The sequence below is a fragment of the Ornithinimicrobium cryptoxanthini genome, assembly GCF_023923205.1.
Lineage (GTDB): Bacteria > Actinomycetota > Actinomycetes > Actinomycetales > Dermatophilaceae > Ornithinicoccus > Ornithinicoccus cryptoxanthini.
In genome coordinates this window covers 2655562-2677994 of sequence record NZ_CP099490.1, presented here as the reverse complement: position 1 = coordinate 2677994, position 22433 = coordinate 2655562, and the positions used below count along the sequence as shown (strand labels likewise).

The 22433-nt window shown below is 69.6% G+C and carries 25 protein-coding genes; 15 read left to right on the top strand and 10 right to left on the bottom strand.

Features of this window, described 5'->3' with window-relative positions; genetic code table 11:
• Positions 1-4: 4 nt before the first annotated feature.
• Genes NF557_RS12340 through NF557_RS12330 form a run of 3 tightly spaced genes read right to left on the bottom strand, consistent with a single transcriptional unit; the run spans position 5 to position 1577 of the window.
• Positions 5-307: an AzlD domain-containing protein gene (locus tag NF557_RS12340; protein ID WP_306239045.1), complete on the bottom strand. Its 303-nt coding sequence runs from the start codon at positions 305-307 to the stop codon at positions 5-7.
• Positions 308-309: 2 nt separating this feature from the next.
• Positions 310-1014, bottom strand: a complete 705-nt coding sequence (locus tag NF557_RS12335; protein ID WP_252619772.1) for an AzlC family ABC transporter permease — start codon at positions 1012-1014, stop codon at positions 310-312.
• Positions 1011-1577, bottom strand: coding sequence for a GNAT family N-acetyltransferase (locus NF557_RS12330; RefSeq protein WP_252619770.1), 567 nt, complete (start codon positions 1575-1577; stop codon positions 1011-1013). The genes NF557_RS12335 and NF557_RS12330 overlap by 4 nt, the downstream gene beginning before the upstream one ends.
• Before the next feature lie 141 nt (positions 1578-1718).
• Here NF557_RS12330 and paaA point away from each other — a divergent pair, with 141 nt between their 5' ends.
• The 5 genes from paaA to paaE are packed head-to-tail and all read left to right on the top strand — an operon-like array spanning position 1719 to position 5479.
• Positions 1719-2723 (top strand): 1,2-phenylacetyl-CoA epoxidase subunit PaaA, encoded by a 1005-nt coding sequence (paaA, locus tag NF557_RS12325; RefSeq protein WP_252619769.1) that lies wholly within the window; start codon positions 1719-1721, stop codon positions 2721-2723.
• Positions 2720-3049, top strand: coding sequence for a 1,2-phenylacetyl-CoA epoxidase subunit PaaB (gene paaB, locus NF557_RS12320; protein WP_252619767.1), 330 nt, complete (start codon positions 2720-2722; stop codon positions 3047-3049). The genes paaA and paaB overlap by 4 nt, the downstream gene beginning before the upstream one ends.
• Positions 3046-3855 (top strand): 1,2-phenylacetyl-CoA epoxidase subunit PaaC, encoded by an 810-nt coding sequence (gene paaC / locus NF557_RS12315; RefSeq protein WP_342454484.1) that lies wholly within the window; start codon positions 3046-3048, stop codon positions 3853-3855. Before paaB ends, paaC begins: the two co-directional genes overlap by 4 nt.
• A complete protein-coding gene (gene paaD / locus NF557_RS12310; RefSeq protein WP_342454483.1) occupies positions 3852-4370 on the top strand; it encodes a 1,2-phenylacetyl-CoA epoxidase subunit PaaD in 519 nt (172 codons plus the stop codon). Before paaC ends, paaD begins: the two co-directional genes overlap by 4 nt.
• The gene (gene paaE, locus NF557_RS12305; RefSeq protein WP_252619766.1) at positions 4370-5479 is read left to right on the top strand and encodes a 1,2-phenylacetyl-CoA epoxidase subunit PaaE; all 1110 of its coding nucleotides are present in this window, start codon (positions 4370-4372) and stop codon (positions 5477-5479) included. The genes paaD and paaE overlap by 1 nt, the downstream gene beginning before the upstream one ends.
• Before the next feature lie 77 nt (positions 5480-5556).
• Here paaE and NF557_RS12300 read toward each other — a convergent pair whose 3' ends face one another.
• Entirely contained in the window at positions 5557-6531 is a 975-nt protein-coding gene (locus NF557_RS12300) for a dihydrofolate reductase (RefSeq protein ID WP_252619765.1), read from the bottom strand.
• On the bottom strand, positions 6528-7340 hold the full coding sequence (locus tag NF557_RS12295; RefSeq protein WP_252619764.1) for a thymidylate synthase: 813 nt from the start codon (positions 7338-7340) through the stop codon (positions 6528-6530). The genes NF557_RS12300 and NF557_RS12295 overlap by 4 nt, the downstream gene beginning before the upstream one ends.
• 290 nt (positions 7341-7630) lie before the next feature.
• On the opposite strand from NF557_RS12295, the gene NF557_RS12290 reads away from it, so the two are divergent.
• Positions 7631-9316: a ribonuclease J gene (locus tag NF557_RS12290; RefSeq protein ID WP_252619763.1), complete on the top strand. Its 1686-nt coding sequence runs from the start codon at positions 7631-7633 to the stop codon at positions 9314-9316.
• Between the two features lie 40 nt (positions 9317-9356).
• On the opposite strand, the gene NF557_RS12285 is transcribed toward NF557_RS12290, so the two are convergent.
• Both NF557_RS12285 and NF557_RS12280 read right to left on the bottom strand, forming a co-directional pair.
• Positions 9357-10220 (bottom strand): hypothetical protein, encoded by an 864-nt coding sequence (locus tag NF557_RS12285; RefSeq protein ID WP_252619762.1) that lies wholly within the window; start codon positions 10218-10220, stop codon positions 9357-9359.
• Positions 10217-10900 (bottom strand): SatD family protein, encoded by a 684-nt coding sequence (locus NF557_RS12280; protein ID WP_252619761.1) that lies wholly within the window; start codon positions 10898-10900, stop codon positions 10217-10219. The genes NF557_RS12285 and NF557_RS12280 overlap by 4 nt, the downstream gene beginning before the upstream one ends.
• A gap of 578 nt (positions 10901-11478) precedes the next feature.
• On the opposite strand from NF557_RS12280, the gene NF557_RS12275 reads away from it, so the two are divergent.
• From NF557_RS12275 to NF557_RS12245, 7 genes are all read left to right on the top strand, one after another.
• Positions 11479-14046 carry a DNA translocase FtsK gene (locus tag NF557_RS12275; protein ID WP_252619759.1) on the top strand — a complete coding sequence of 856 codons (2568 nt, stop codon included), beginning with the start codon at positions 11479-11481 and terminating at the stop codon, positions 14044-14046.
• An 11-nt stretch (positions 14047-14057) separates the two neighbouring features.
• Positions 14058-14762 (top strand): ion channel, encoded by a 705-nt coding sequence (locus NF557_RS12270; RefSeq protein ID WP_252619758.1) that lies wholly within the window; start codon positions 14058-14060, stop codon positions 14760-14762.
• On the top strand, positions 14759-15760 hold the full coding sequence (locus NF557_RS12265; protein ID WP_252619756.1) for a YeiH family protein: 1002 nt from the start codon (positions 14759-14761) through the stop codon (positions 15758-15760). The genes NF557_RS12270 and NF557_RS12265 overlap by 4 nt, the downstream gene beginning before the upstream one ends.
• 15 nt (positions 15761-15775) lie before the next feature.
• Positions 15776-17332, top strand: a complete 1557-nt coding sequence (gene rimO / locus NF557_RS12260) for a 30S ribosomal protein S12 methylthiotransferase RimO (RefSeq protein WP_252619754.1) — start codon at positions 15776-15778, stop codon at positions 17330-17332.
• Positions 17329-17937, top strand: coding sequence for a CDP-diacylglycerol--glycerol-3-phosphate 3-phosphatidyltransferase (gene pgsA / locus NF557_RS12255; RefSeq protein WP_252619752.1), 609 nt, complete (start codon positions 17329-17331; stop codon positions 17935-17937). The genes rimO and pgsA overlap by 4 nt, the downstream gene beginning before the upstream one ends.
• A 1-nt stretch (position 17938) precedes the next feature.
• The gene (locus NF557_RS12250) at positions 17939-18490 is read left to right on the top strand and encodes a CinA family protein (RefSeq protein ID WP_252619751.1); all 552 of its coding nucleotides are present in this window, start codon (positions 17939-17941) and stop codon (positions 18488-18490) included.
• A gap of 80 nt (positions 18491-18570) precedes the next feature.
• Positions 18571-18912 (top strand): helix-turn-helix domain-containing protein, encoded by a 342-nt coding sequence (locus tag NF557_RS12245; protein WP_252619749.1) that lies wholly within the window; start codon positions 18571-18573, stop codon positions 18910-18912.
• Between the two features lie 50 nt (positions 18913-18962).
• Here the strand turns inward: NF557_RS12245 and NF557_RS12240 are convergent, their stop codons facing one another.
• Positions 18963-19229, bottom strand: coding sequence for a metal-sensitive transcriptional regulator (locus NF557_RS12240; protein ID WP_252619747.1), 267 nt, complete (start codon positions 19227-19229; stop codon positions 18963-18965).
• Positions 19230-19432: 203 nt separating this feature from the next.
• On the opposite strand from NF557_RS12240, the gene NF557_RS12235 reads away from it, so the two are divergent.
• Together NF557_RS12235 and NF557_RS12230 are read left to right on the top strand one after the other, a co-directional pair.
• Positions 19433-20851, top strand: coding sequence for an MBL fold metallo-hydrolase (locus tag NF557_RS12235; protein ID WP_252619745.1), 1419 nt, complete (start codon positions 19433-19435; stop codon positions 20849-20851).
• Between the two features lie 83 nt (positions 20852-20934).
• Positions 20935-21123: a hypothetical protein gene (locus NF557_RS12230; protein ID WP_252619743.1), complete on the top strand. Its 189-nt coding sequence runs from the start codon at positions 20935-20937 to the stop codon at positions 21121-21123.
• On the opposite strand, the gene NF557_RS12225 is transcribed toward NF557_RS12230, so the two are convergent.
• Positions 21094-21513 carry a VOC family protein gene (locus NF557_RS12225; protein ID WP_252619741.1) on the bottom strand — a complete coding sequence of 140 codons (420 nt, stop codon included), beginning with the start codon at positions 21511-21513 and terminating at the stop codon, positions 21094-21096. The two genes, NF557_RS12230 and NF557_RS12225, sit on opposite strands and share 30 nt — an antisense overlap.
• Before the next feature lie 92 nt (positions 21514-21605).
• Entirely contained in the window at positions 21606-22427 is an 822-nt protein-coding gene (locus tag NF557_RS12220) for an Fpg/Nei family DNA glycosylase (RefSeq protein ID WP_252619739.1), read from the bottom strand.
• Positions 22428-22433: the final 6 nt, after the last annotated feature.

Sequence of the window (22433 nt, the reverse complement as noted above, 5' to 3'; positions counted from 1 at the left end):
GCCGTCAGAGGAGGGCGCGGACCAGGGCCGCGGTGAGGGCAGCCGCGGCGACGACCAGCAGGAACGGGGCACGCAGGATGAGCAGCAGGACTGCCACGGCGACGCCTGCCGCCCGCGCGTCGAGGACCAGGTGGCCGTCGCCGGTGAGGACGGCCTGGGTCACGATCAGCGCCGAGAGGAGAGCGACCGGGAGCAGGGGGGTGACGCGGTGCACCCAGGGGATGTCGAGGACGTGCTGTGGCACGAGGTAGCCCGCCAGCTTGAGGCCGAAGGCGAGGGCGCAGGCGGCCAGGACGGCGAGCCACATGGTCACGGTGCGACTACCTTCGAGACCCGGGACGTGCGGCGGGGGAGGCCGACGGCGAGCGCGGCCAGCGCAGCGGTCAGGACCGGGACCCCGGCCGGGACGAACGGTGCGGTCACCACCGTGATCAGCACCGCGAGGGCGGCGACGGCCAGCGGGTCCCGCCCGCGCAGCCGTGGCCAGAGGAGGCCCACGAAGGCTGCGGCAGCGGCGGCGTCGAGGCCATAGGTGCGCGGGTCTCCCATCGCCTCCCCGGCGATGGCGCCGAGGAAGGTCGTGGCGTTCCACAGCACGAAGATGCCGGCGCCGGTCAGCCAGAAGCCGATCCGCTGCTGGCGGGACTCGGTCTGGGTGATTGCGACGGCCGTGGACTCGTCGATCGTCAGGTGCGCCGCCAGCGGTCGCGCCCACCGGTGCACGCCCAGCAGCTGGGAGACCTGCAGGCCATAGAAGCCGTTGCGCACCCCCAGCAGGGTCGAGCTGGCGACGGCGGCCACCGGGCTGCCGCCGGCGCCGATGACGCCGAAGAACGCGAACTGGGACCCGCCGCTGAAGAGGAGCAGGGACAGGGCCATCGCCTGCAGCACCGACAGGCCGGCGGCGACGGCCAGGGCTCCCGCGGTGACGCCATAGACGCCGGTGGCCAGCACCACGCCGAGAGACTTGCGGATGACGGCCTCGTCCTGCGGGCTGCGGACGCCGCTGGTCACAACGAAGCCCGCACCCGGATCTCCCGCACGGTCTGTCCGCCGGGCCCGACGACCCGTTCGCGCCAGGCGCCGTCCGGTGCCAGCCCCGCCGCGTCGGTGAAGGCGCGCGACTCCTCGTCCGTCGCCGGGAGCCAGGCGAGCACGGCCGTGCGGTCGCCGGCGCGCAGGGTGTCGGCGGCGGCATTCAGCAGTCGTGACCCGTGGCCCGAGCGTCGGGCCTGCGGGTGCACGGCCAGGACCAGCAGCTCGCCGTCGGTCTCGGTGACGCTCTCGTCGGTGACCTCGGCCGGTCCGATGGCCACGAAGCCCACCACCTGCTCCCCGGCGCACGCGACCAGCAGGCGGTGCAGCGCGCTGGGCGGGTCCTGCAGGGAGTGCCGCCAGACGGTGGTGAAGGCCGGGGCGTCAAAGGTGTCCAGGACCTCCGCGGGCAGGACGTCGGCGAACGCGTCCCGCCACACGGTCGCCTGGACCAGCCCGACGGCGGGCGCGTCGTTGACCCGACCGGTGCGCACGCTGGCGTCGGCGAGGGGGCCGGGAGAGTGTTCGTGTGGATGGCTCACCCCTCCAGTGTCCAGCACGCCACCCGCGCGAGGTCCTGGGGGCCGACGCCACCGCGTCTCACGGGGCCTGATGTGACACTCCTCGGGCCGATGACGGTCTGACTGTCACAACAAACCGGTCCGTGCGGCATACTGGGGGGCATGTATGGCAACGACTTCGGCGAGCCACTGAACGCGGCAGAGACGCCCGACTACACCGACGCGGTCCAGGAGTACTTTGACGGTCTGATCGGTGCCGACCAGCGCATCGAGCCGCGCGATGCCATGCCCGAGGGCTATCGCAAGACGCTGATCCGGCAGATCGCCCAGCACGCGCACTCCGAGATCATCGGCATGCAGCCCGAGGGCAACTGGATCACGCGCGCTCCGAGCCTGCGGCGCAAGGCGATCCTGATGGCCAAGGTGCAGGACGAGGCCGGCCACGGGCTCTATCTCTACTCCGCCGCCGAGACGCTCGGCGTCGACCGGGAGGAGTTGCTCGACAAGCTGCACAGCGGCCAGCAAAAGTACTCCTCGATCTTCAACTATCCAACGCTGACCTGGGCCGACGCCGGTGCGATCGGCTGGCTGGTCGACGGTGCCGCGATCATGAACCAGGTGCCCCTGTGCCGCTGTTCCTACGGTCCTTATGCACGCGCGATGATCCGCGTCTGCAAGGAGGAGTCCTTCCACCAGCGACAGGGCTTCGAGATCCTGTGGACCCTGAGCAACGGCACCGAGGCGCAGCGGGCGATGGCCCAGGACGCGGCCAACCGGTGGTGGTGGCCCTCGCTGATGATGTTCGGCCCGCCCGACACCGGCGAGGCCGCGGCCCCGGGTGGGCACACCGAGCAGAACATGGCCTGGGGGATCAAGCGCTTCACCAACGACGACCTGCGCCAGAAGTTCATCGACATGACGGTGCCGCAGGCCCAGAAGCTCGGGCTCACGCTGCCCGACCCCGACCTGCGGTGGAACGAGGAGCGCGGCCACTGGGACTTCGGCGCCATCGACTGGGAGGAGTTCTGGCGGGTGCTCAAGGGCGATGGTCCCTGCAACGAGGAGCGGATCGCGCACCGCCGCCGCGCCCACGAGGACGGCGCGTGGGTCCGCGAGGCCGCCAACGCCTTTGCCGCCAAGCAGGTCGCGAAACAGGCGGTCGCATGAGCGGCGACGGGGAGGTTCACGACGGCGCACGGGTGCAGGGCAGCAGGGACAACTGGCCCCTCTGGGAGGTCTTCGTGCGGGCCAAGCGGGGCCTGTCGCACGTGCACTCCGGGTCGTTGCACGCACCCGACGCCGAGATGGCGCTGCGCAATGCGCGCGACCTCTACACCCGCCGTCAGGAGGGCGTCTCGATCTGGGTGCTCAAGTCCGCGGACATCACCGCGAGCAGCCCCGACGAGCGGGACAGCTTCTTTGACCCGGCCGCCGACAAGGTCTATCGCCACGCCTCGTTCTACGAGGTGCCCGACGACGTGGAGTACCTGTGAGTGAGCGCGACACCACCGCGACCCAGCCCGTCGGGGCGGCGCCGGAGACCCGTGAGCCCACGGCATACAGCTATCTGCTCGGGCTGGCCGATGATGCGCTGATCTATGCCCAGCGCCTGGGGGAGTGGCTGACCCGCGCCCCGCAGATCGAGGAGGACCTGGCGCTGGGCAACATCGGCCTCGACCTGCTCGGGCAGGCCCGCGCCCTGCTGACCCGGACGGGGGAGCTCGAGGGTGCCGGGCGTGATGAGGACGACCTGGCCTATCTGCGCGACGAGCGCGAGTTCCGCAACGTGCACCTGGTCGAGCAGCCGCGCGGCGACTTCGGGCAGGAGATGGCTCGGCTCTTGTGGTTCGCGTCCTATCAACACGAGTTGTATGCCGGGCTGCTCACCTCTGCCGATGAGGTCCTGTCTGCCGTCGCGGCCAAGGCGCTCAAGGAGGTCGCCTACCACCGTGACCACGCCGGCCACTGGGTCGTGCGGCTGGGTGACGGGACCCCGGAGTCGCACGAGCGGATGCAGGCGGGGCTCGAGGCGGTGCTGCCCTATCTGGCCGAACTGTTCGACGACGACGCCACGAGCGTGTGGGCCGCCGAGCAGGGGATCGGTGTGCTGCCCTCGACGCTGCACGACGCGGTCGTCGCGCACGTCTCGGCCGTCGTGCGGGAGGCGACATTGACGCTGCCGGACGAGTCGCGATGGCGCTCCCGCGGTGGTCGCGAGGGCATCCACTCCCAGCCGATGGGCTACCTCCTGGCAGAGCTGCAGCACATCCACCGCAGCCACCCCGGTGCGAGCTGGTGAGCGCGGTGGCGACGGTGCTGACGGCCCTGCAGGTGGCCGAGCTGGAGCAGCAGATCCGCGACATCCCCGACCCCGAGATCCCCGTCATCTCGATCGACGACCTCGGCATCGTGCGCGACATCAGCGTGGATGCGGACAGCGGTCTGGTGCGGGTCACCATCACCCCGACCTACAGCGGGTGCCCGGCGGTGCAGGCGATCACCGACCACATCAGCTGGACCGTGCGGCAGCAGGGGCTGGAGGCTCTCGTGGACACCACGCTCTCGCCGGCCTGGACCACCGACTGGATGAGCGAGAAGGGGCGGGAGTCGCTGCGCCGCTTCGGGATCGCCCCACCCTCGGGGACGCGTCCGGCTGGACCGGTCCCGGTGGGACTATCCGTGCGTCAGGTCGCCTGTCCGACCTGTGGGTCGCTGGAGACCGAGGAGCTGTCCCGCTTCGGGGGGACGGCGTGCAAGGCGCTGCGCCGCTGCCTGAGCTGCCGGGAGCCGTTTGAGGAGTTCAAGGCGATCTGATGCACCTGACCACCACCAAGCCCAAACGGACGCGGGCCGTCTTCCACGCGCTCACGATCAGCCGCGTCGAGCCACTCACCGACGAGGCCATCGCGATCAGTTTCACCGTCCCTGAGGGGCTGCGTGATGACTATGCCTTCGAGCCTGGCCAGCACCTGACGTTGCGGGCCACGGTCGGGGGCGAGGAGATCCGCCGGTCCTACTCGATCTGTGTCTCGCGCCTTCGTGCGCGCGAGACGGGGGAGCTGCGGGTCGCGACGGCTCAGGTGCCCGAGGGTGCGATGTCCTCCTGGCTGCACGAGAGTGCCGAGCCCGGTGAGGTGCTCGACGTCATGACGCCCATCGGCGGCTTCACCTGTCCGACCGACCCCGATGCCACCCGACACCACGTGGCAATCGCGGCCGGGTCGGGCATCACGCCGGTGATGTCACTGCTGACGACGGCGCTGGAGGAGGAGCCGCACTCCCGAGCCACCCTCATCTTCGGCAACCGGCGCATCGACACCATCATGTTCCTCGAGGAGCTGATGGACCTCAAGAACCGCTTCCCCGACCGGTTCACCCTGTTCAACGTGCTCTCCCGCGAGGCCCAGGAGATCGAGCTGCTCAGCGGACGCATCGACCGGGAGCGTCTCGAGGGGTTCTTCGAGGCCTTCATCCCCGTCGACGATGTGGACGAGTGGTATCTCTGCGGGCCGCTCGGGATGGTCGAGACTGCCCAGGAGACACTGGCCGAGCACGGTGTCGAGAGTCAGCACGTGCACCACGAGGTGTTCCACGTCGCGGACGCGCCGCCACCACCGCCTCCGCCGCCCGCTGACGCCGTGCCGCTGGCCATGGTCACCGTCACGCTCGACGGGCGGACCACGCAGGTGCCGGTGCGCAGCAGGTCGGAGTCGATCCTCGCCGCCACGCTGCGCGAGCGCTCCGATGCGCCCTTCAGCTGCACCAACGGTGTCTGCGGCACGTGCCGGGCCCGGGTCGTCGAGGGCGAGGTCACGATGGACCGCAACTACGCGCTCGAGCCGGACGAGGTCGCTGCCGGCATCGTGCTGACCTGCCAGTCGCACCCGGTGACTGACACGGTCGTGCTCGACTACGACGCCTGAGGCCAAAGAGTGGGTCGATCGGCCCGGCTGCCTCGCGGAGGCATTTGCCGGTCACGAGCGCCATTGTCGCCGGGAGGTCAGCGGCGGAGGTATTCCACCCAGGCGAAGCCGTCCTGCACGTCCCGGCTCTCCTCGCGCCAGAGGAGGGAGTCGATGATGGGGAACTGCACCGACCCCTCCGGCTCCTGCTCGACCTCGGTGATCACCAGGCGCGCGGCGGCCTCCATGGTCTGCTCATAGATCTGACCACCACCGACGACGAAGACCTCGGTGTCGCCCGCGATGAGCAGGGCCTCCGGCAGGCTGTGGGCGACTTCTGCCCCGGGCGCGGACCAGCCGCGGTCGCGGGTGACCACGATGGTGCGTCGGCCCGGGAGGGCGCGGCCGATGGAGTCCCAGGTGCCCCGGCCCATCACCATCACCCCGCCCATGGTGGTGCGCTTGAAGAACGCCAGATCCTCAGGCAGGTGCCAGGGCATCGCCGCACCGTCACCGATCACACCGTTGCGACCGACGGCCGCCACAAGGGTCAGGGTCTGCGCGAACCCACGCGTGAGCAGGTGCGGGCCGGACGCTGCGTATGCCGTGGTGTCGTGTGGCAGGGCAGGCGGCCTCGCGAGATGGTCGCGCAGGTGCTCCAGCACCTGCTGCTCGTGGGGGACCACGTGGTCCGGGAGGTCGGACAGCGGCCACCACCGCAGGTCTGCTGCCTTGTCGGGCTCGGTGATGGTCGGCTCACCGGCAACGCCGCTGGTGGTGAAGAACAGGTCGATCCGCTGCTCGATGGGTCCGCCGAGAGGGCAGGAGCGTTGCAGCACCGCTGCCAGGCGCACGTCGCTGGGGACGATGGTGAGCCCGAGCTCCTCAACGGCTTCACGGCATACGGCCTCGTCGGCGCGCTCGCCGGCCTCGATGTGACCGGCCGCCCCGCAGGCCCACCAACCCTCCATGTAGCCGGTCGCGCCGCGCTGTTGCAGGAGCACCTCGGTGCCGGTGACACCCTGCTGGGTCAGGACCAGGTAGGCGGCCGGGACGACGCTGAACCTCGTCATACGGCGATGGGGGCCTTGATCGTGGGGGCGGCGACGTAGTCGCGGACCTCGATGTCAGCCAGGTCGAACTCGTCGATGGCGCGGACCTCGGGGTTGAGCCACAGCGTCGGGAGCGGTCCCGGCTGGCGGGTCAGCTGCTCCTCGGCCTGCTCCTGGTGGTTGAGATAGAGGTGGGCGTCGCCGAGCGTGTGCACGAACTCACCAACCTCCAGGTCGGTGACCTGCGCGATCATGTGGGTCAGCAGGGCGTAGCTAGCGATGTTGAAGGGCACGCCGAGGAAGATGTCCGCGCTGCGCTGGTAGAGCTGGCACGACAGGCGGCCACGGCCGCCCTCGACCCCCGGCGAGACATAGAACTGGAACATCGTGTGACAGGGAGGCAGCGCCATGCTGTCGACGTCGGCGACGTTCCAGGCCGAGACGATGTGGCGGCGTGAGTCTGGGTTGGTGCGCAGGGAGTCGATGACCCGGGCGATCTGGTCGACCGTGCGACCGTCCGGGGTGGGCCAGGAGCGCCACTGGTGTCCATAGACGGGACCGAGGTCGCCGTGCTCGTCGGCCCACTCGTCCCAGATGCTGATCTTGCGCTCGTGCAGCCACGCGATGTTGGTGTCCCCGCGCAGGAACCACAGCAGCTCGCCGGTGATCGAGCGCAGATGGAGCTTCTTGGTCGTCAGCACGGGGAAGCCCTCGGTCAGGTCGAACCGCATCTGGTGACCGAACACGGACAGCGTGCCCGTGCCGGTGCGGTCATCCTTGCGGACGCCCTCGGAACGGACGCGGTGCAGGAGGTCGAGGTACTGGCGCATGGCAGCACTGTAGTGGCGGGTGCCGACGGTGCCTTGGTGACAGCTTCACAGACGGCGAAACCTGAGGTGGCCGCGAGTGTGATGCACGTCACAGCCAAGTGGTATGGTTTATCCAATGGGACTGAGCGACAGTTAGTCCTGATCGCGCCGTCACCCGGACCCCCCGAGCGGGTGGCGGCGCGGTCGCCTACGTCAGAGGATGCCTGCCCCCGACGTGCAAACCATGGTCGACCGCTGGTCCCGCACCACCGCCGCGCGACCAGGGAGCGCCGGAGCCGTAACCTAGCGGCATGAGTCATCCGCATCCTGAACTTGACACCCCTGGACCGCTGGCCAAGAACGGCGTGCGAGTCGTCGCGCTGGGTGGGCTGGGGGAGATCGGTCGCAACATGGCGGTCGTGGAGCATGCTGGCAAGTTGTTGATCATTGACTGCGGCGTGCTCTTCCCCGAGGACGAACACCCTGGCGTCGACCTGATCCTCCCGGACTTCGAGTATCTCGAGGGTCGCTGGGGCGACATCGTCGCCATCGTGCTGACTCACGGTCACGAGGACCACATCGGCGCGGTGCCCTACCTCCTGCGCAACCGTGCCGACATCCCCCTGGTCGGCTCACAGCTGACCCTGGCCCTGATCGAGGCCAAGCTCAAGGAGCACAAGATCACCCCGCGCACCCGGGGAGTGCGCGAGGGCGACCGCGAGAAGTTCGGGCCCTTCGACTGCGAGTTCATTGCGGTGAACCACTCGATCCCGGACGCGCTCGCGGTCTTCGTGCGCACGCCGGGCGGCACGATCCTGCACACCGGCGACTTCAAGATGGACCAGGTGCCGCTCGACAACCGGATCACCGACCTGCGGGCCTTCGCCCGGGTCGGTGAGGAGGGTGTCGACCTGTTCATGACCGACTCCACCAACGCCGACGTCCCGGGCTTCACCACCCCGGAGCGCAACATCGCCCCCGCCATCGAGCGGGTCTTCCACCGGGCCGAGCGCAGGATCATCGTCGCCTGCTTCTCCTCCCATGTGCACCGGGTCCAGCAGGTGTTCGATGCTGCTGAGGAGTCGGGCCGCAAGGTCGCCATGGTCGGCCGCTCGATGCTGCGCAACATGGGCATCGCCCAGGAGCTGGGCTATCTCAAGGTGCCGGACGGCGTGCTGGTCGACCTGGGTCGCCTCTCGAGGCTGCCCGATGACCAGCAGGTGCTGATCTGCACGGGCTCACAGGGCGAGCCGATGGCGGCCCTGTCCCGGATGGCCAACCGGGACCACAAGATCGAGGTGGGCGACGGCGACACCGTCCTGATGGCCTCGTCGCTGATCCCTGGCAACGAAAACGCCGTCTACCGGGTCATCAACGGCCTCACCCGGATCGGGGCCAACGTCGTGCACAAGGGCAACGCCATGGTCCACGTGTCCGGTCACGCCAGCGCTGGCGAGCTGCTCTACTGCTACAACATCGTGCGCCCCAAGAACGTCATGCCGGTGCACGGTGAGTGGCGCCACCTCGTGGCCAACGGCGATTTGGCGGTCGCCACCGGGATCCCCGCCAGCAACGTGATCCTGGCCGAGGACGGCGTCGTGGTCGATCTCGTCGACGGCAAGGCGGAGATCGCCGGCAGCGTCGACGTGGGCTACATCTATGTCGACGGGTCGTCGGTCGGTGGCACGACTGAGGGTCTGCTCAAGGACCGCAGGATCCTGCGGGACGAGGGCTTCATCACCGTGATCGTGGTGCGCGACGCCTCCACTGGCAAGATCGCCGCCGGTCCCGAGATCCAGACCCGCGGCTTCGCCGAGGACGCGGCCGTCTTCAACAAGGTGCGCCCCAAGCTGGAGGCCGCCCTCGAGGAGGCGCGCCAGAACGGCGTGACCGACACGCACCAGACCCAGCAGGTGATCCGGCGCACCGTCGGGTCCTTCGTCGGAGGCAAGCTGCGTCGCCGTCCGATGATCATCCCGATCGTCATCGACGCCTGAGCCCGCGCGCCCCGCTGAGGACGCCCTGGTCGTCGCGACCTCAGGACAGGTGGGCGACGACCAGGGCGGACAGCGCGAGCAGCCAGCTGACGAAGCTGCCGATGAGGAAGTATTCGGTCACCTGGTCGATGCTCGCCACCGGGCGCGGGATGCTGTCGCCGGTGGGCCCCGCCCCGTCCCGGCGCTCGGTGTCACGCTCCCGGCGCTCGCTCGCGCGCTCCCGGCGCTCGGTGTCACGCTCCAGGCGTTCGCTGTCGCGGGTTGCCTTCTGCAGCTCGGGCCACCGGATCAGTCCCTTGGCGGCGATCACGATGCTGGCGGCGGTGACCTGGCCGGCCAGCCCCAGGCCGAGGATGAAGACCCGCTCCATCGGCCCGAGCAGTCGCCCGCCCCGCAGCCGGTCGGAGGCCTGTGGTCCGCCGTGCGGGTTGAGGGCTCCGGTGTGGGCGAGCACCAGCCTGACGACGAGGTTGCCGGTCGACAGCTGGGTCAGGAACAGACCGGCCAGCAGCAGCAGGCGAGTGGGGTCCAGCGAGTCGAGCCGGTCGATCGCGGTCCAGTCCAGCCAGCGCGCCACCGCGCCGGCGACCGGCGTGGACCAGCCGCTCAGCAGCACGACGAGCCCGGCCCCTCCGGCCAGGGCGGACAGCGCCAGCCCCTGACCGCGGTCAGTGCGCTCAGCGCGCTCGGTCAAGATGACCCAGGAGGCGGTGGTGAGCCCGGCCACCACGAGCAGAGCCAGGTCGCCCCAGCCACCGAGGCCGGACAACGCCGCCAGCACGGCGATCGAGGCGAGGCCGGCCCACGCGCCGACCAGACGGCCGGTCTGCGGGGTCCGCCACCCACGAGCCGCGACCAGGTCGGCCAGACCGACGGCGATCAGCAGGATCGCGAGAGAGCTCACTGCACCGACCGCAGACTGCGGGCCGCCTCCACCGCGATGGCCAGGCCATCATGCTTGCGGCGCTGGTTGACCGCCTGACGAGTCAACCCCAGCTCCTGCGCCAGCTGGGTCTGGGTGCGACCATGCATGAGCCCCTCCAAGATGAATCTCGATCGTTGATCCATCGAGCCAACCAGATGGTCCTGACAGAGCAGGGCCGCATTGACCGCGGCGGCGGAGGGGCCAACCACTGCCGGTGTCTGCTCGGCGCGCGGGCCGTCGGGGTCCGGTGCGGGCCGGTAGGCCGTGCGCACCCGCTCGAACCCCACGACACCCTGGCGCTCCTCAACCCACTCGATCGCCGCGCGGGCTGCCCACCAGCCGGGCCCGTCCTGCGTGCTGTGCGCCGCGTCGAGGACGGTCACCGGGCCCCAGCCGACGCCGATCCGCACGTCGATGTCAGGGTCGAGTCGCAGGCGGAGGAGGAGCGCGGCATACAACGCCTCACCCACGGCGGCAAAGGTGGCCTGGAACTCGTCGCCGGCAATGACCTTGAGGTCATCGAGCGCATCGACCTCGGTGCTCACCTGGTCGAGGGCCGCACTGAGCTGGTCGTGCAGGGCCTTGCGGTCGCTGGCCACCCGCGAGCCGATCACGTCGCCGAGCAGGGTGGCCCGAGCCGGTGAACTCTGTCGAGCCATGCCAAGAGTCTACCTTGATCGCCACCAATAGCAAGGAATAATCTTGACAAGTTACGTCAAGGGTTTAGATTGCTTTCGAGGGATAGCAACCGTTTCGCTGGACCTTCGCTAGGGTCGAAGTCTAGTGCTCGACCCGCGCCGTCAGGGAGCTGTGCGAGGCGGGTCCAGCCCGGGTGGGTAGCGGTCAGCAGAGCTGCCGCTCCCGAACACATTGGGCCGTTGCGCGTGTGACGCGTGATGCGCAGGTGAAAGTCAAGTACCGTGCGAACGTGGCGAAGACTGCGACGACCCGATCCCGCGCCGGCAGCAAGACGACCGGAAGCGGCTCCCGCGCGCCCCAGAGCCGCTCGACGGGCGGCTCCAGGGCGACGGGGAGCTCCATGGCGACGGGCAGGACCAGCGGCAGGGGCAGTGCGAGCAGCCGGGCCTCCGGTGGTCGCAGCTCCAGCTCGCGCGGCGCTCCCAGGAGTGGCGCGCGCACGAGCCGGCCGAGAGACGGTCGGGCACCGCTGCCCTGGCGGGTGGCACGAGGGACGTGGATGGGCATGGCAACAGCAACCGGAGGAGCGGTGAGATCGATGAGCTCCCAGGAGGGCGAGGACCCGGGCCACCGGCGTGACGGACTGGGCTTCCTGCTCCTGGCGCTGTCGGTCATCATCGCGCTGCGCGAGTGGTGGGACCTGCAGGGCGCGCTCGGCACCGCCATCCACGCCGTCACCGCCGGGACCTTCGGGCGGGTCGGGCTGGCTCTGCCCATCGTGCTCTTCCTTTTTGCGATGCGGTTGCTGCGGGCGCCCGCCAGCACCGCCGCGAACCACCGGATGGCCGTCGGCACCATCGCGCTCGGGCTGGCCGCGACCGGTCTGACGCACGTCGCCCTCGGAGCCCCGGACTACAGCGAGGGTCAGGCAGCGCTGCAGAACGCAGGTGGGGTGGTCGGCTTCATCGTGGCCAGCCCCATCACGGCCGCGCTGACCAGCTATGGCACGATCGCGCTGCTCAGCCTGCTGGCAGTCTTCGGCATCCTGGTGATCACCGCGACCCCGTTGCACCGGATCCCGCAGCGGCTGCGCGACCTGGAGTCCGCCCTCTTCGAGACGCCCGACGACGCGGAGCCCGCGCCGTCCCGTCCGGGCCGCCGCCGCCGGGTCGAGGTGCCGGGCGAGCGCGATGGAGATGAGGCCTTCGAGCAGGCTGCCGAGGTGCAGCCGGGTTCGGCCAAGTCGTTGCGCACCAAGGCCTTCGCCCGCAAGCAGCGCGAGGACGCGGCCGCCCAGGAGCAGGGCAGCGGCAGTGCCGCCAAGGCCGGGAAGACCGCCTCGAGCAAGCCCGGGTCGGACGACACCCAGCCGATCCTGCGCCCGGGTCAGAAGCGTCCCGATCCGGCCGGCGCGGAGGCCAAGGAGACCCTCGTCGCACCGCCGACCGCCCCGCTCCCGCAGCGTGTCGAGCAGCTGATGCTGGCCGGAGATGTGACCTATACCCTCCCCGAGAACTCGCTCCTCGTCGAGGGCCCCCCGCACAAGTCCCGTTCGGCGGCCAACGACAAGGTGGTCGACGCGCTCACCGGCGTCCTCGAGGACTTCGGCGTCGACGCCCAGGTCACCGGCTTCATGCGCGGCCCGACGGTCACCCGCTACGAGGTCGAGCTCGGCCCCGGTGTCAAGGTCGAGCGGATCACCGCCCTGTCCAAGAACATCGCCTACTCGGTCGCCTCGGCCGAGGTGCGCATCCTCTCGCCGATCCCGGGCAAGTCCGCGGTGGGTGTCGAGATCCCCAATGCCGACCGCGAGAATGTCGCGCTCGGTGATGTGCTGCGCTCCAACGCCGCCCGCAACAACACCCACCCCATGGTGATGGGCGTCGGCAAGGACGTCGAGGGCGGTTATGTCATCGCCAACCTGGCCAAGATGCCGCACACCCTGGTGGCCGGTGCGACCGGGTCCGGCAAGTCCAGCTTCATCAACTCGATGATCACCTCGATCCTGATGCGCGCCACCCCCGACGAGGTCCGCATGGTCCTGGTGGACCCCAAGCGGGTGGAGCTGACGGCCTATGAAGGCATCCCGCACCTGATCACGCCGATCATCACCAACCCCAAGAAGGCCGCCGAGGCCCTGGCGTGGGTGGTCAAGGAGATGGACACCCGCTACGACGACCTCTCCGCGTTCGGGTTCAAGCACATCGACGACTTCAACAAGGCGATCCGCGCCGGCAAGGTCACCCCGCCGCCCGGCTCCGAGAGAGTGCTGCAGCCCTACCCCTATCTGCTCGTCGTCGTCGACGAGCTGGCCGACCTGATGATGGTCGCACCACGCGACGTCGAGGAGTCGGTCGTGCGGATCACCCAGCTGGCCCGCGCCGCCGGCATCCACCTGGTGCTGGCCACCCAGCGTCCCTCCGTGGACGTGGTCACCGGGCTGATCAAGGCCAACGTGCCGTCCCGGATGGCGTTTGCCACGTCGTCCGTCACAGACAGTCGCGTGGTGCTGGACATGCCGGGTGCCGAGAAGCTGATCGGCCAGGGTGATGCGTTGTTCCTGCCGATGGGTGCCTCCAAGCCGATGCGCGTGCAGGGCGCCTGGGTCGCCGAGTCCGAGATCCAGGGAGTCGTCAAGCACGTCACAGCCCAGCTCAAGCCGGTCTATCGCGAGGACGTGACCGTCGCGCCCGCCAAGAAGCAGGTCGATGAGGACATCGGCGACGACCTGGATCTGTTGTTGCAGGCGGCCGAGCAGGTCATCACCACCCAGTTCGGGTCGACCTCGATGCTGCAGCGCAAGCTGCGAGTCGGCTTCGCCAAGGCCGGGCGCCTGATGGACCTGATGGAGTCACGCGGCATCGTCGGCCCCTCCGAGGGCAGCAAGGCGCGCGACGTGCTTGTCCCGCCGGACGACCTCGATGTCACGCTGGCGCTGCTGCAGGGGCAGGAGCCCCCTCCCGAGGCAGACACGGGCGGCACCGACCTGGACGGCAGCGTCGACGATGTCCCCTACGACGCCGCCCACGACGTCGACGAGCCGACCGGCCCGGTCCCCGTCGTGCACCAACCGAGGGAGTATGCCGACCCGCTGGCCGACGACGGCCAGGACCACGTCGAGGACGATGACGACGAGGACGCCTGGGACCTCACCGGGCGGGAGTAGAGTCACCAGCCGTGTTCACCTACGCAGGCGCCGCAGGGCAGACCCGAATGCAGCGCTGGTGGGCCGCGTTGCGGGACCATCCCTCCGGGGTGCTCCTGGTGGTGCAGCTCCTGGGCGTGCTGATCTTTCCGTTCACCGATGCCGACGGGCTGGGGCGCACCCTGCTCTCGGTCTTTGGGCTGGTGATCCTGGCGATCGCAGTGCTCGCCGTGAACAAGACCCCGTCCACCCGCCGCCTTGCGATGATCCTCGGCGCACCGGTCTTTGTCCTGACCATCATGGAGGCGGTGTTCCCGTCCAGCGAGGGCGTCATGCTGGCGAGCTACGCCTTCCACGCGATCTTCTACTTCTACACCGCCGTCTCGCTGCTGCGTTATATGTTCGCCGACGCCTGGGTCTCTCGCGATGAGCTCTTCGCCACGGGGGCCTGCTTCACGGTGCTCGCCTGGGCATTCGCCTACACCCACGGCATCGTGCAGATCATCTGGCCCGGGTCCTACATCCACGCCGGGCACGAGGGTCCGCTGTCCTGGATGGACCTGCTTTTCCTGTCCTTCACCACACTGACCAACACCGGCCTGTCGGACATCACCCCCGGGGCCGAGGCAGGCCACGCCCGTGGGGTGCTCATGCTGCAGATGCTCGCCGGCCTCAACTACATCGCGCTGGTCGTCGCGCGCCTGCTCGGGCTCACCCTGGTCAAGTTCCGCAAGTGAGCAGCCCGCACGGGCTGCTCCCCGGCCTCGCGCTGGCGGCTGGTCTCGGCCTGCTCGCGCACCTGGTCGGTGGCCAGGTGCCGGTGATCGGTGGGCCGGTGCTCGGCATACTCCTCGGCCTGGTCGTGGGGTCGGTCCTGGGGCCGCGCCCCGCGCTGGGGCCAGGCACGGCGTTCGCAGCCAAGAAGGTGCTGCAGGCTGCGGTCGTCCTGCTCGGACTCGGCCTGTCCCTAGGCCAGGTGGCGCGCATCGGGTGGGAGACGCTGCCGGTCATGCTGGGGACCCTCGCGCTGGCTCTGGCCGGTGGCGCGCTGATCGGACGCTGGCTCGGGGTCACCGAGGACATCCGCACCCTGGTCACGGTCGGGACCGGCATCTGCGGCGCCTCGGCCATCGCGACGCTGAGCGCGGTGACCGGCGCGGGCGGGGTCGCGGTCGCCGTCTCGGTGGCCGTGATCTTCGTCTACAACGCCCTGGCCGTGCTGCTCTTCCCCCTCCTGGGCCACGCGCTCGGGCTCTCCCAGGAGGGCTTCGGGCTGTGGGCCGGGACCGCGATCAACGACACCTCGTCGGTGGTCGCCGCCGCCACGGTTTATGGTGCGGTTGCGACCTCCCACGCGGTCGTCGTCAAGCTCACCCGGACGCTGATGATCATCCCGATCGCGGTGGGGCACTCGGTGGCCCGTGCCCGTGCGGCGGCTCATCCGGCCGATGAGGGGGCAGGTATGTCGTGGGCCAGGTTGGTCCCGCCGTTCCTGGTCCTCTTCCTGGTGGCGGCCGCGGTGAACTCGGTAGGCCTGGTGCCGGACTCCTGGGCGGATCCGGTGCGGGTGCTCGCCAGCTATCTGACGACCGTTGCGCTGACCGCGATCGGGCTGGGCACGCCGGTGCGGGCGGTGCGCGAGGCCGGCTGGCGACCGCTGGCCCTCGGAGGAGTGCTGTGGGTGCTCGTGGCTGTCAGCAGCCTGGTGCTCATGCGCGTCACCGGCCACTGGTGAGCCTAAGGTAGACCCATGAGTCCACGCCTCACCGAGCCCGCTGCCCCTGCCCAGGGACGCACGGTGGCTCTGGTGACGCTCGGCTGCTCGCGCAACGAGGTTGACTCCGAGGAGCTGGCCGGTCGGCTGACGGCCGGCGGGTGGACCCTGGTGGACGACGCCGCTGAGGCGGACGTAGCCGTCGTCAACACCTGCGGCTTCGTCGAGCAGGCCAAGAAGGACTCCATCGACGCCTTGCTGGAGGCCGGTGACCTCAAGGAGACCGGCCGCACGCAGGCCGTGGTCGCCGTGGGGTGCCTGGCCGAGCGCTACGGCCAGCAGCTGGCCGACCAGCTGCCCGAGGCGGACGCCGTTCTCGGTTTCGACTCCTACCAGGACATGTCGGGCCAGCTCCAGGCGATCCTGGACGGTGACCGTCCCGCCTCGCACACTCCGCGTGACCGTCGCCAGCTGCTGCCGATCGCCCCGGCGGCCCGGCAGGAGGGTGCGGACGCGGTGGCCCTGCCGGGGCACCAGCAGATCCAGCCCGCGGACTTCGTGGCCACCAACAGCCAGGGGACCGACGAGGTGGCGTCGGCTTCCGGCCCGCCGGTGATCCGGGCCCGTCTGGACGGGCGCCCCTGGGCACCGCTGAAGATCGCGTCCGGCTGTGACCGGCGCTGCGCGTTCTGCGCGATCCCGATGTTCCGTGGCTCGTTCGTCTCCCGCCGCCCGCACGAGATCCTCGACGAGGCGCGCTGGCTGGCCCAGCGCGGCGTGCGCGAGGTCTTCCTGGTCAGCGAGAACACCACGTCCTACGGCAAGGACCTGGGTGACCTGCGGCTGCTGGAGCAGATGCTGCCCGAACTGGCCGCGATCGAGGGCATCGACCGGGTCCGCGTCTCCTATCTGCAGCCTGCCGAGATCCAACCTGAGCTGCTCGACGTGATGGCACAGACCCCTGGCGTGACGCCATACTTCGACATCTCCTTCCAGCACGCCTCCGGCCGCCTGCTGAGGACGATGCGCCGCTTCGGTGACCGCGAGTCGTTCCTGGCCCTGCTGCGGATGGTGCGCGAGCGGGTCCCGCACGCCGGCATCCGGTCCAACGTCATCGTCGGCTTCCCCGGCGAGACCGAGGAGGACCTGGCCGAGCTGACCGCCTTCCTGCAGGAGGCCGAGCTCGATGTGGTCGGGGTCTTCGGCTACTCCGACGAGGACGGCACCGAGGCCGAGTCGTATGCCGACAAGCTCGCTCCCGAGGTCATCGCCGAGCGGGTGGCTCTGGTCTGTGAGCTCGTGGAGCAGCTGACCGCCCAGCGTGCGGCTGACCGCGTGGGCGAGCAGGTCAGCGTGCTGGTCGAGGAGATCGACGTCGCTGATGGGGACCACGCTGGGTGGGGCGCGGGTGAGCAGGTCGTGACGGGACGTGCCGAGCAGCAGGGGCCGGACGTCGACGGGTCGACCATCCTGGTGGGCTGGACCGGCGGTCGCGCGCCGAGGGTGGGTGACGTCGTGCTGGCCGAGGTGGTCGACACCGAGGGCGTCGACCTGATCGCCCGGGTCCTGCCCGAGGAGGCTCCGGCGCCGTGAGCACCGCGCCCGATCCGGCAACGACGCCGTCGAGCCCCCGGGCTGGTTCGTGGAACCTGCCCAACGCGCTGACCATATTGCGGATTCTGCTGGTCCCCGTATTCCTGTGGCTGTTGCTGACCCGGTCCGGTGAGTCGGACCCGCACCGGTGGTGGGCGGCGGTGGTCTTTGCCCTGGCCAGTCTCACCGACTGGCTGGACGGGGAACTCGCTCGCCGGCGTAGCCTGGTGACCAACTTCGGCAAGGTGGCCGATCCGATCGCCGACAAGGCACTGATGGGGTCCGCGCTGATCGGACTGTCGATCCTGGACGTGCTGCCCTGGTGGATCACCGTCGTGATCCTGGTCCGCGAGCTGGGGATCACGGCCCTGCGGTTCTGGGTGATCCGACGCGGCATCATCCCGGCCAGCAAGGGCGGCAAGCTCAAGACGACGCTGCAGGCGATCGGTCTGCTGCTGCTGATCCCTCCGCTGACCGGCTTCCTGCACACCGCTGGACTGTGGATCATGTATGCCGCGGTCGTGGTCACCGTGGTGACCGGTGTTGACTACGTCCTGACGGCGCTGCGCCTGCGGCAGGACCCGGCGCCTGACCGGGGTCGCTGACGTGCCGGAGCGCTCGGAGGCCGAGGACCTGGCCGACCGGGTCGTGGCGCTTCTCCGGGAGGCGGAGCTGACTGTCGCGACAGCAGAGTCGCTGACCGGAGGACTGGTTGCTGCAGCGCTGACCTCCGTGCCAGGCGCCAGCGCTGTGGTCCTCGGCGGTGTGGTCTCCTATGCGCTCTCGGTCAAGGAGGGTCTGCTCGGTGTGCCGAAGGAGCTGTTGGAGGAGCAGGGCGCGGTGGCGGCCGACAGCGCCGCGGCGATGGCTGACGGGGTCCGCCGGGCGACCGGTGCCGCTGTGGGCGTGGCGACCACCGGCGTCGCAGGACCGGAGCCGAGCGAGGGCAAACCGGTCGGCACCGTGTTTGTGGCGGTCAGCGTGGCGCTGCCAGCTTCAGGAGACGCCGGCACGGTGGCTTCGGGCGGCCGGGAATCTCGGGAGCGGGTCCGGGCGTTAAACCTGCGTGGCTCTCGTGACCAGATCCGGACCCGGACCGTCGAGAACGCGCTGGAGCTGGTGCTCGAGCTGGTCTCAGGAACAGACGGTGTGGCGTGAGTTCACAACTGGGGGCGACGCCTGTCACCCCGGCGTTGTACGGTTGAGGCATCGGCAGACAAGACGAGGGAGGTTTGGCAATGGTTCTTCTCAGGCGTGAGTTGGGCGACGTGCTCCGGGAGGAGCGACAGCACCAGGGCCGGACTCTTCGTGAGGTGTCGGCTGAGGCCGCGTGTTCTCTGGGCTATCTGAGCGAGGTCGAGCGCGGCGAGAAGGAAGCCTCCAGCGAGCTCCTCTCCTCTATCTGCCGGGCCCTGGACATCCCGATGTCCCGGATGCTGACCGACGTTGCCGGCCGGGTGAGTCTGGCGGAGGCCGCCGAGCAGCAGCTGACTTCGGTGCTGGCCGATGGCCTGGCCAAGCCGATCAGGCACGACGCGGTCGTGTCGGCCAAGCGCCGGCTCATCAGCTCTGCTGCCTGAGGTCGGCCAGCCCTGCTGGCTGAGGTCCTCCATCGGAGACCGCCCATCTCCTACGCGAGCGTGAGGAACAACTTCTCCATCGTGGCTCGGTCCTCCGCGCTGCCCCCGTCGGGGCTGCTGAGGCACTCGCGCATCCCGGACGAGACGATGGCAAAGCCGGCCCGGTCCAGGGCCCGGTTGACCGCCGCGAGCTGGGTGACCACGTCCTTGCAGTCGCGGCCCTCCTCGATCAGGCGGATCACCCCGCCCAGTTGGCCCTGAGCCCGGCGCAGCCGGTTGATCACCGGCCGCATGTCGTCATCGTTGAGCATGACCATGATGTCGTCCCTTTAGTTCGTGAGGCAGGGACTCTCCTCGTCCCTGTCCTCGGGCTTCGCCTGCGACTTCGCCGCCGCCTCGGTGGTCTCACCGGACAGTTGCTCCTGTGACTACTTGACGAATATACCCCCAGGGGTACTATTCTGACATCTTGTCAGAGGCTGTCGAGGTCACGCAGTCACGTCGCACTCGAGGAGTTCTCATGGGCACCGACACGTCGCAGGACCAGTCCGAGTCCGGGCCTGCCATTCTCACCATCGAGACCCCCTCGCTGGGTGATCGCTCCTACCTGGTCCATAACGGCCAGACAGCTGCGGTCATCGACCCGCAGCGTGACATCGATCGGGTGCTGGCCGTCGCGGTCCAGGCCGGTGTGCAGATCACCCATGTCTTCGAGACCCACATCCACAACGACTACGTGACCGGTGGCGTCGCCCTGGCGGAGGCGACCGGGGCGACATATCACGTGAACGGCGCCGACGAAGTGTCCTTCGCGCGTGCTGCGATCAGCGACGACGACGTCGTCGAGATCTCGCCGACGGTCCGGATCAGGGCCATCGCCACCCCTGGACACACCTACACCCACCTCTCCTATGCGCTGGAGTCTGCACCCGCGCCCGACGGTGAGTTCGAGTCCGTCGCGGTCTTCACCGGTGGCTCGCTGCTTTTCGGCGCCACCGGACGACCCGACCTGCTCGGGGAGGATCACACGCATGACCTGGTCCACCACCAGTTCGCCTCGGCCCAGCGGCTGGCGCAGGAGCTGCCCGACCACACCCACGTCATGCCCACCCACGGATTCGGTTCCTTCTGCTCCGCTGGTTCGACCGGGGGGACCACGGCCTCGACGATCGGCCAGGAGAAGCGACACAACCCCGCGCTCACCGAGGAGGAAGAACGCTGGGTGGCTGAGACCCTGGCCGGGCTCGACGTCTATCCCGCCTACTACGCGCACATGAATGCCGCCAACACGCAGGGCCGCGGAGCGCCGGACCTGACCACTCCCGAGGTCGCGGACAAAGCCACGGTGGCCGCACGCATCGACGCCGGAGACTGGGTTGTGGACCTGCGGACCCGCACGGCCTTTGCCGCTGGGCACGTGACCGGCACCCTGAACTTTGGGCTCGACGGCCAGTTCGCCACCTATCTCGGGTGGCTCATCCCCTGGGGCACCCCGTTGACCCTGCTCGGGGACTCTGCTGAGCAGGTGGCCGACGCGCAGCGAGAACTGGTCCGCATCGGCATCGACGATCTCGAGGGTGCTGCCGCCGGCACGCCGAACGAGTGGACCGACAAGCCCCTGGGCTCCTTCGAGCGCGCGGTCTTCGCGGACCTCGCGCAGGTCCTGCACCACCGTCCGGTCACCGTGCTCGACGTGCGACGGCGGCAGGAGTATGCCGAGTCGCACGTCGAGGGCGCCGTCAACATCCCGCTGCACGAGATCCTCGACCGCCTCGACGACCTTCCAGCGGGCGAGGTGTGGGTGCACTGCGCCGCTGGCTATCGAGCCTCGATCGCAGCCTCGGTCATGGCCGCACGCGGAGTCCCGGTCGTCGCGATCGATGACAGCTTCGACGAGAGTGCCGCGGCAGCCGGTCTCCCGATCGTCAAGGCCGCCTGAGGTCCCGCCGAGCATCACCCACCCCGCCGAGCACCATCGCCATCCATCCCACCGGGCACCATCCATCCCACGAGGAGTCCTGCATGTGCAGTGCCGTCCGCTGCAAGACCTGCGGCAAGACCACCTGGGCCGGCTGCGGCCAGCACGTCGACCAGGTCATGGCCGGCGTCCCGCGCGCAGAGCGGTGCCCCGGCAGCCACACCGATGAGGATAAGGCCGCAGCGAGCGCGCTCAGCGGTGGGTCATTCTTCTCCCGACTGTTCGGTCGCTGACTGCGTCGGGACGGGCGCGAGCAGCTCGACGCGGTTGCCGAAACCGTCCCGAGAGTGGAACCGGACGAAGCCGGAGAAGGTGTCTCGCTCTGCCCAGGACACCTCGAACCCGGCGCCCTCGATGCGCTCAGCAAGTGTCTCGAGCGCGTCGACATCCTCGAGCAGGAGGGCCGGGTGGGCCTTGCTTGCCGGCACGAACGGCTCCTCGACGCCGAGGTGGATCTCTGCGAGGGCGGTCCCGCCCGAGACGGCCCGGAACCAGGCACCTCCGCGACCTGCCAGCGCAGCTGGCTTGAGGACCTCGGTCAGGCCCAGAGCTGCACCGTAGAACGCTCGCGCACTCTCTTCCTGGTCCCGCGGCATGGACACCTGGACGTGATGCAGTTGCATCGAGACCTCCTGTTATCTTGACGCCAAGATAACAGGCAGTCGGGGCCCGCTGCGGCACAGGGAGCGATCCGCCCAGTCCCCGCAGATGGACGTCAGGACTTCTGGCAGACAGGGCAGTAGCGCAGCTCGCGGGCGCGTGGCGCGGCGCCAACCGTGCCCTGCTGGATGGGGGTCCCGCAGCGCCGGCAGGGACGGCCATCGCGCCCGAAGACCCGGTAGCGCCGCGGCAACCAGCCGTCAGCAGGCATGGGCGTGCCGCTGGCTCGGCCCGCGGTCAGGCCGACCCTGCACGATCGCACCATCCACAGCCGGGCTGTGTCGACGACGGCGCCTAGCACGTCGTGGTCGAGTTGCCCGACCGGCGTCCACGGATCGACGCCGTGCTCAAAGAGCGGCTCGCTGGCATAGATGGTGCCGATGCCGGCCAGGTTCCTCTGGTCGAGCAGGGCCTCAGCAATCGGGATGTGTGGGTCGCGGACCAGGTTGGCCAGGGCGAGCTCCCGGTTGAACGCCCGGTCCAGCAGGTCCGGTCCGAGGTGTCCGACGAGACGGTCCTCGTGGACGGTCTCGACGAGATCGAGCATGCCGAGCTGGTCGCCGACGGCGAGCTGACCGCCCGTCCAGAGCAACGCGCGCACCGTATGACGTCGGGTCCCCGGCCCACGTGGTGGCGACCCCTCGGCCCGGAGCACTCGCCAGCTCCCGTCCATGCGCAGGTGGCTGTGCAGGGTCAACCCGCCCTCCAACCGGTGCAGCAGGTGCTTGCCTCGCGGCACCACCTCCAGCGTGGTGCGCCCCGCGAGGTCCGTCAGGGCCAGTGCGGGCACTCGCAGGTCCGAGCCGAGCAGCACCTCGCCCGCCAGGGCACGATGCAACCGGCGAGCGGTCCGCCAGACGGCATCTCCCTCAGGCACCGACCG

Excerpts from the sequence above, each read along its gene's own strand:
- NF557_RS12300 (WP_252619765.1), bottom strand. The coding sequence starts at position 6,531 with ATGACGAGGTTCAGCGTCGTCCCGGCCGCCTACCTGGTCCTGACCCAG.
- paaE (WP_252619766.1), top strand. The coding sequence starts at position 4,370 with ATGCACCTGACCACCACCAAGCCCAAACGGACGCGGGCCGTCTTCCAC.
- paaA (WP_252619769.1), top strand. The coding sequence starts at position 1,719 with ATGTATGGCAACGACTTCGGCGAGCCACTGAACGCGGCAGAGACGCCC.
- paaB (WP_252619767.1), top strand. The coding sequence starts at position 2,720 with ATGAGCGGCGACGGGGAGGTTCACGACGGCGCACGGGTGCAGGGCAGC.
- NF557_RS12290 (WP_252619763.1), top strand. The coding sequence starts at position 7,631 with ATGAGTCATCCGCATCCTGAACTTGACACCCCTGGACCGCTGGCCAAG.
- NF557_RS12240 (WP_252619747.1), bottom strand. The coding sequence starts at position 19,229 with ATGGTCATGCTCAACGATGACGACATGCGGCCGGTGATCAACCGGCTG.
- NF557_RS12235 (WP_252619745.1), top strand. The coding sequence starts at position 19,433 with ATGGGCACCGACACGTCGCAGGACCAGTCCGAGTCCGGGCCTGCCATT.
- NF557_RS12225 (WP_252619741.1), bottom strand. The coding sequence starts at position 21,513 with ATGCAACTGCATCACGTCCAGGTGTCCATGCCGCGGGACCAGGAAGAG.
- NF557_RS12245 (WP_252619749.1), top strand. The coding sequence starts at position 18,571 with ATGGTTCTTCTCAGGCGTGAGTTGGGCGACGTGCTCCGGGAGGAGCGA.
- NF557_RS12275 (WP_252619759.1), top strand. The coding sequence starts at position 11,479 with ATGAGCTCCCAGGAGGGCGAGGACCCGGGCCACCGGCGTGACGGACTG.
- rimO (WP_252619754.1), top strand. The coding sequence starts at position 15,776 with ATGAGTCCACGCCTCACCGAGCCCGCTGCCCCTGCCCAGGGACGCACG.
- NF557_RS12230 (WP_252619743.1), top strand. The coding sequence starts at position 20,935 with ATGTGCAGTGCCGTCCGCTGCAAGACCTGCGGCAAGACCACCTGGGCC.
- NF557_RS12340 (WP_306239045.1), bottom strand. The coding sequence starts at position 307 with ATGTGGCTCGCCGTCCTGGCCGCCTGCGCCCTCGCCTTCGGCCTCAAG.
- NF557_RS12280 (WP_252619761.1), bottom strand. The coding sequence starts at position 10,900 with ATGGCTCGACAGAGTTCACCGGCTCGGGCCACCCTGCTCGGCGACGTG.
- NF557_RS12295 (WP_252619764.1), bottom strand. The coding sequence starts at position 7,340 with ATGCGCCAGTACCTCGACCTCCTGCACCGCGTCCGTTCCGAGGGCGTC.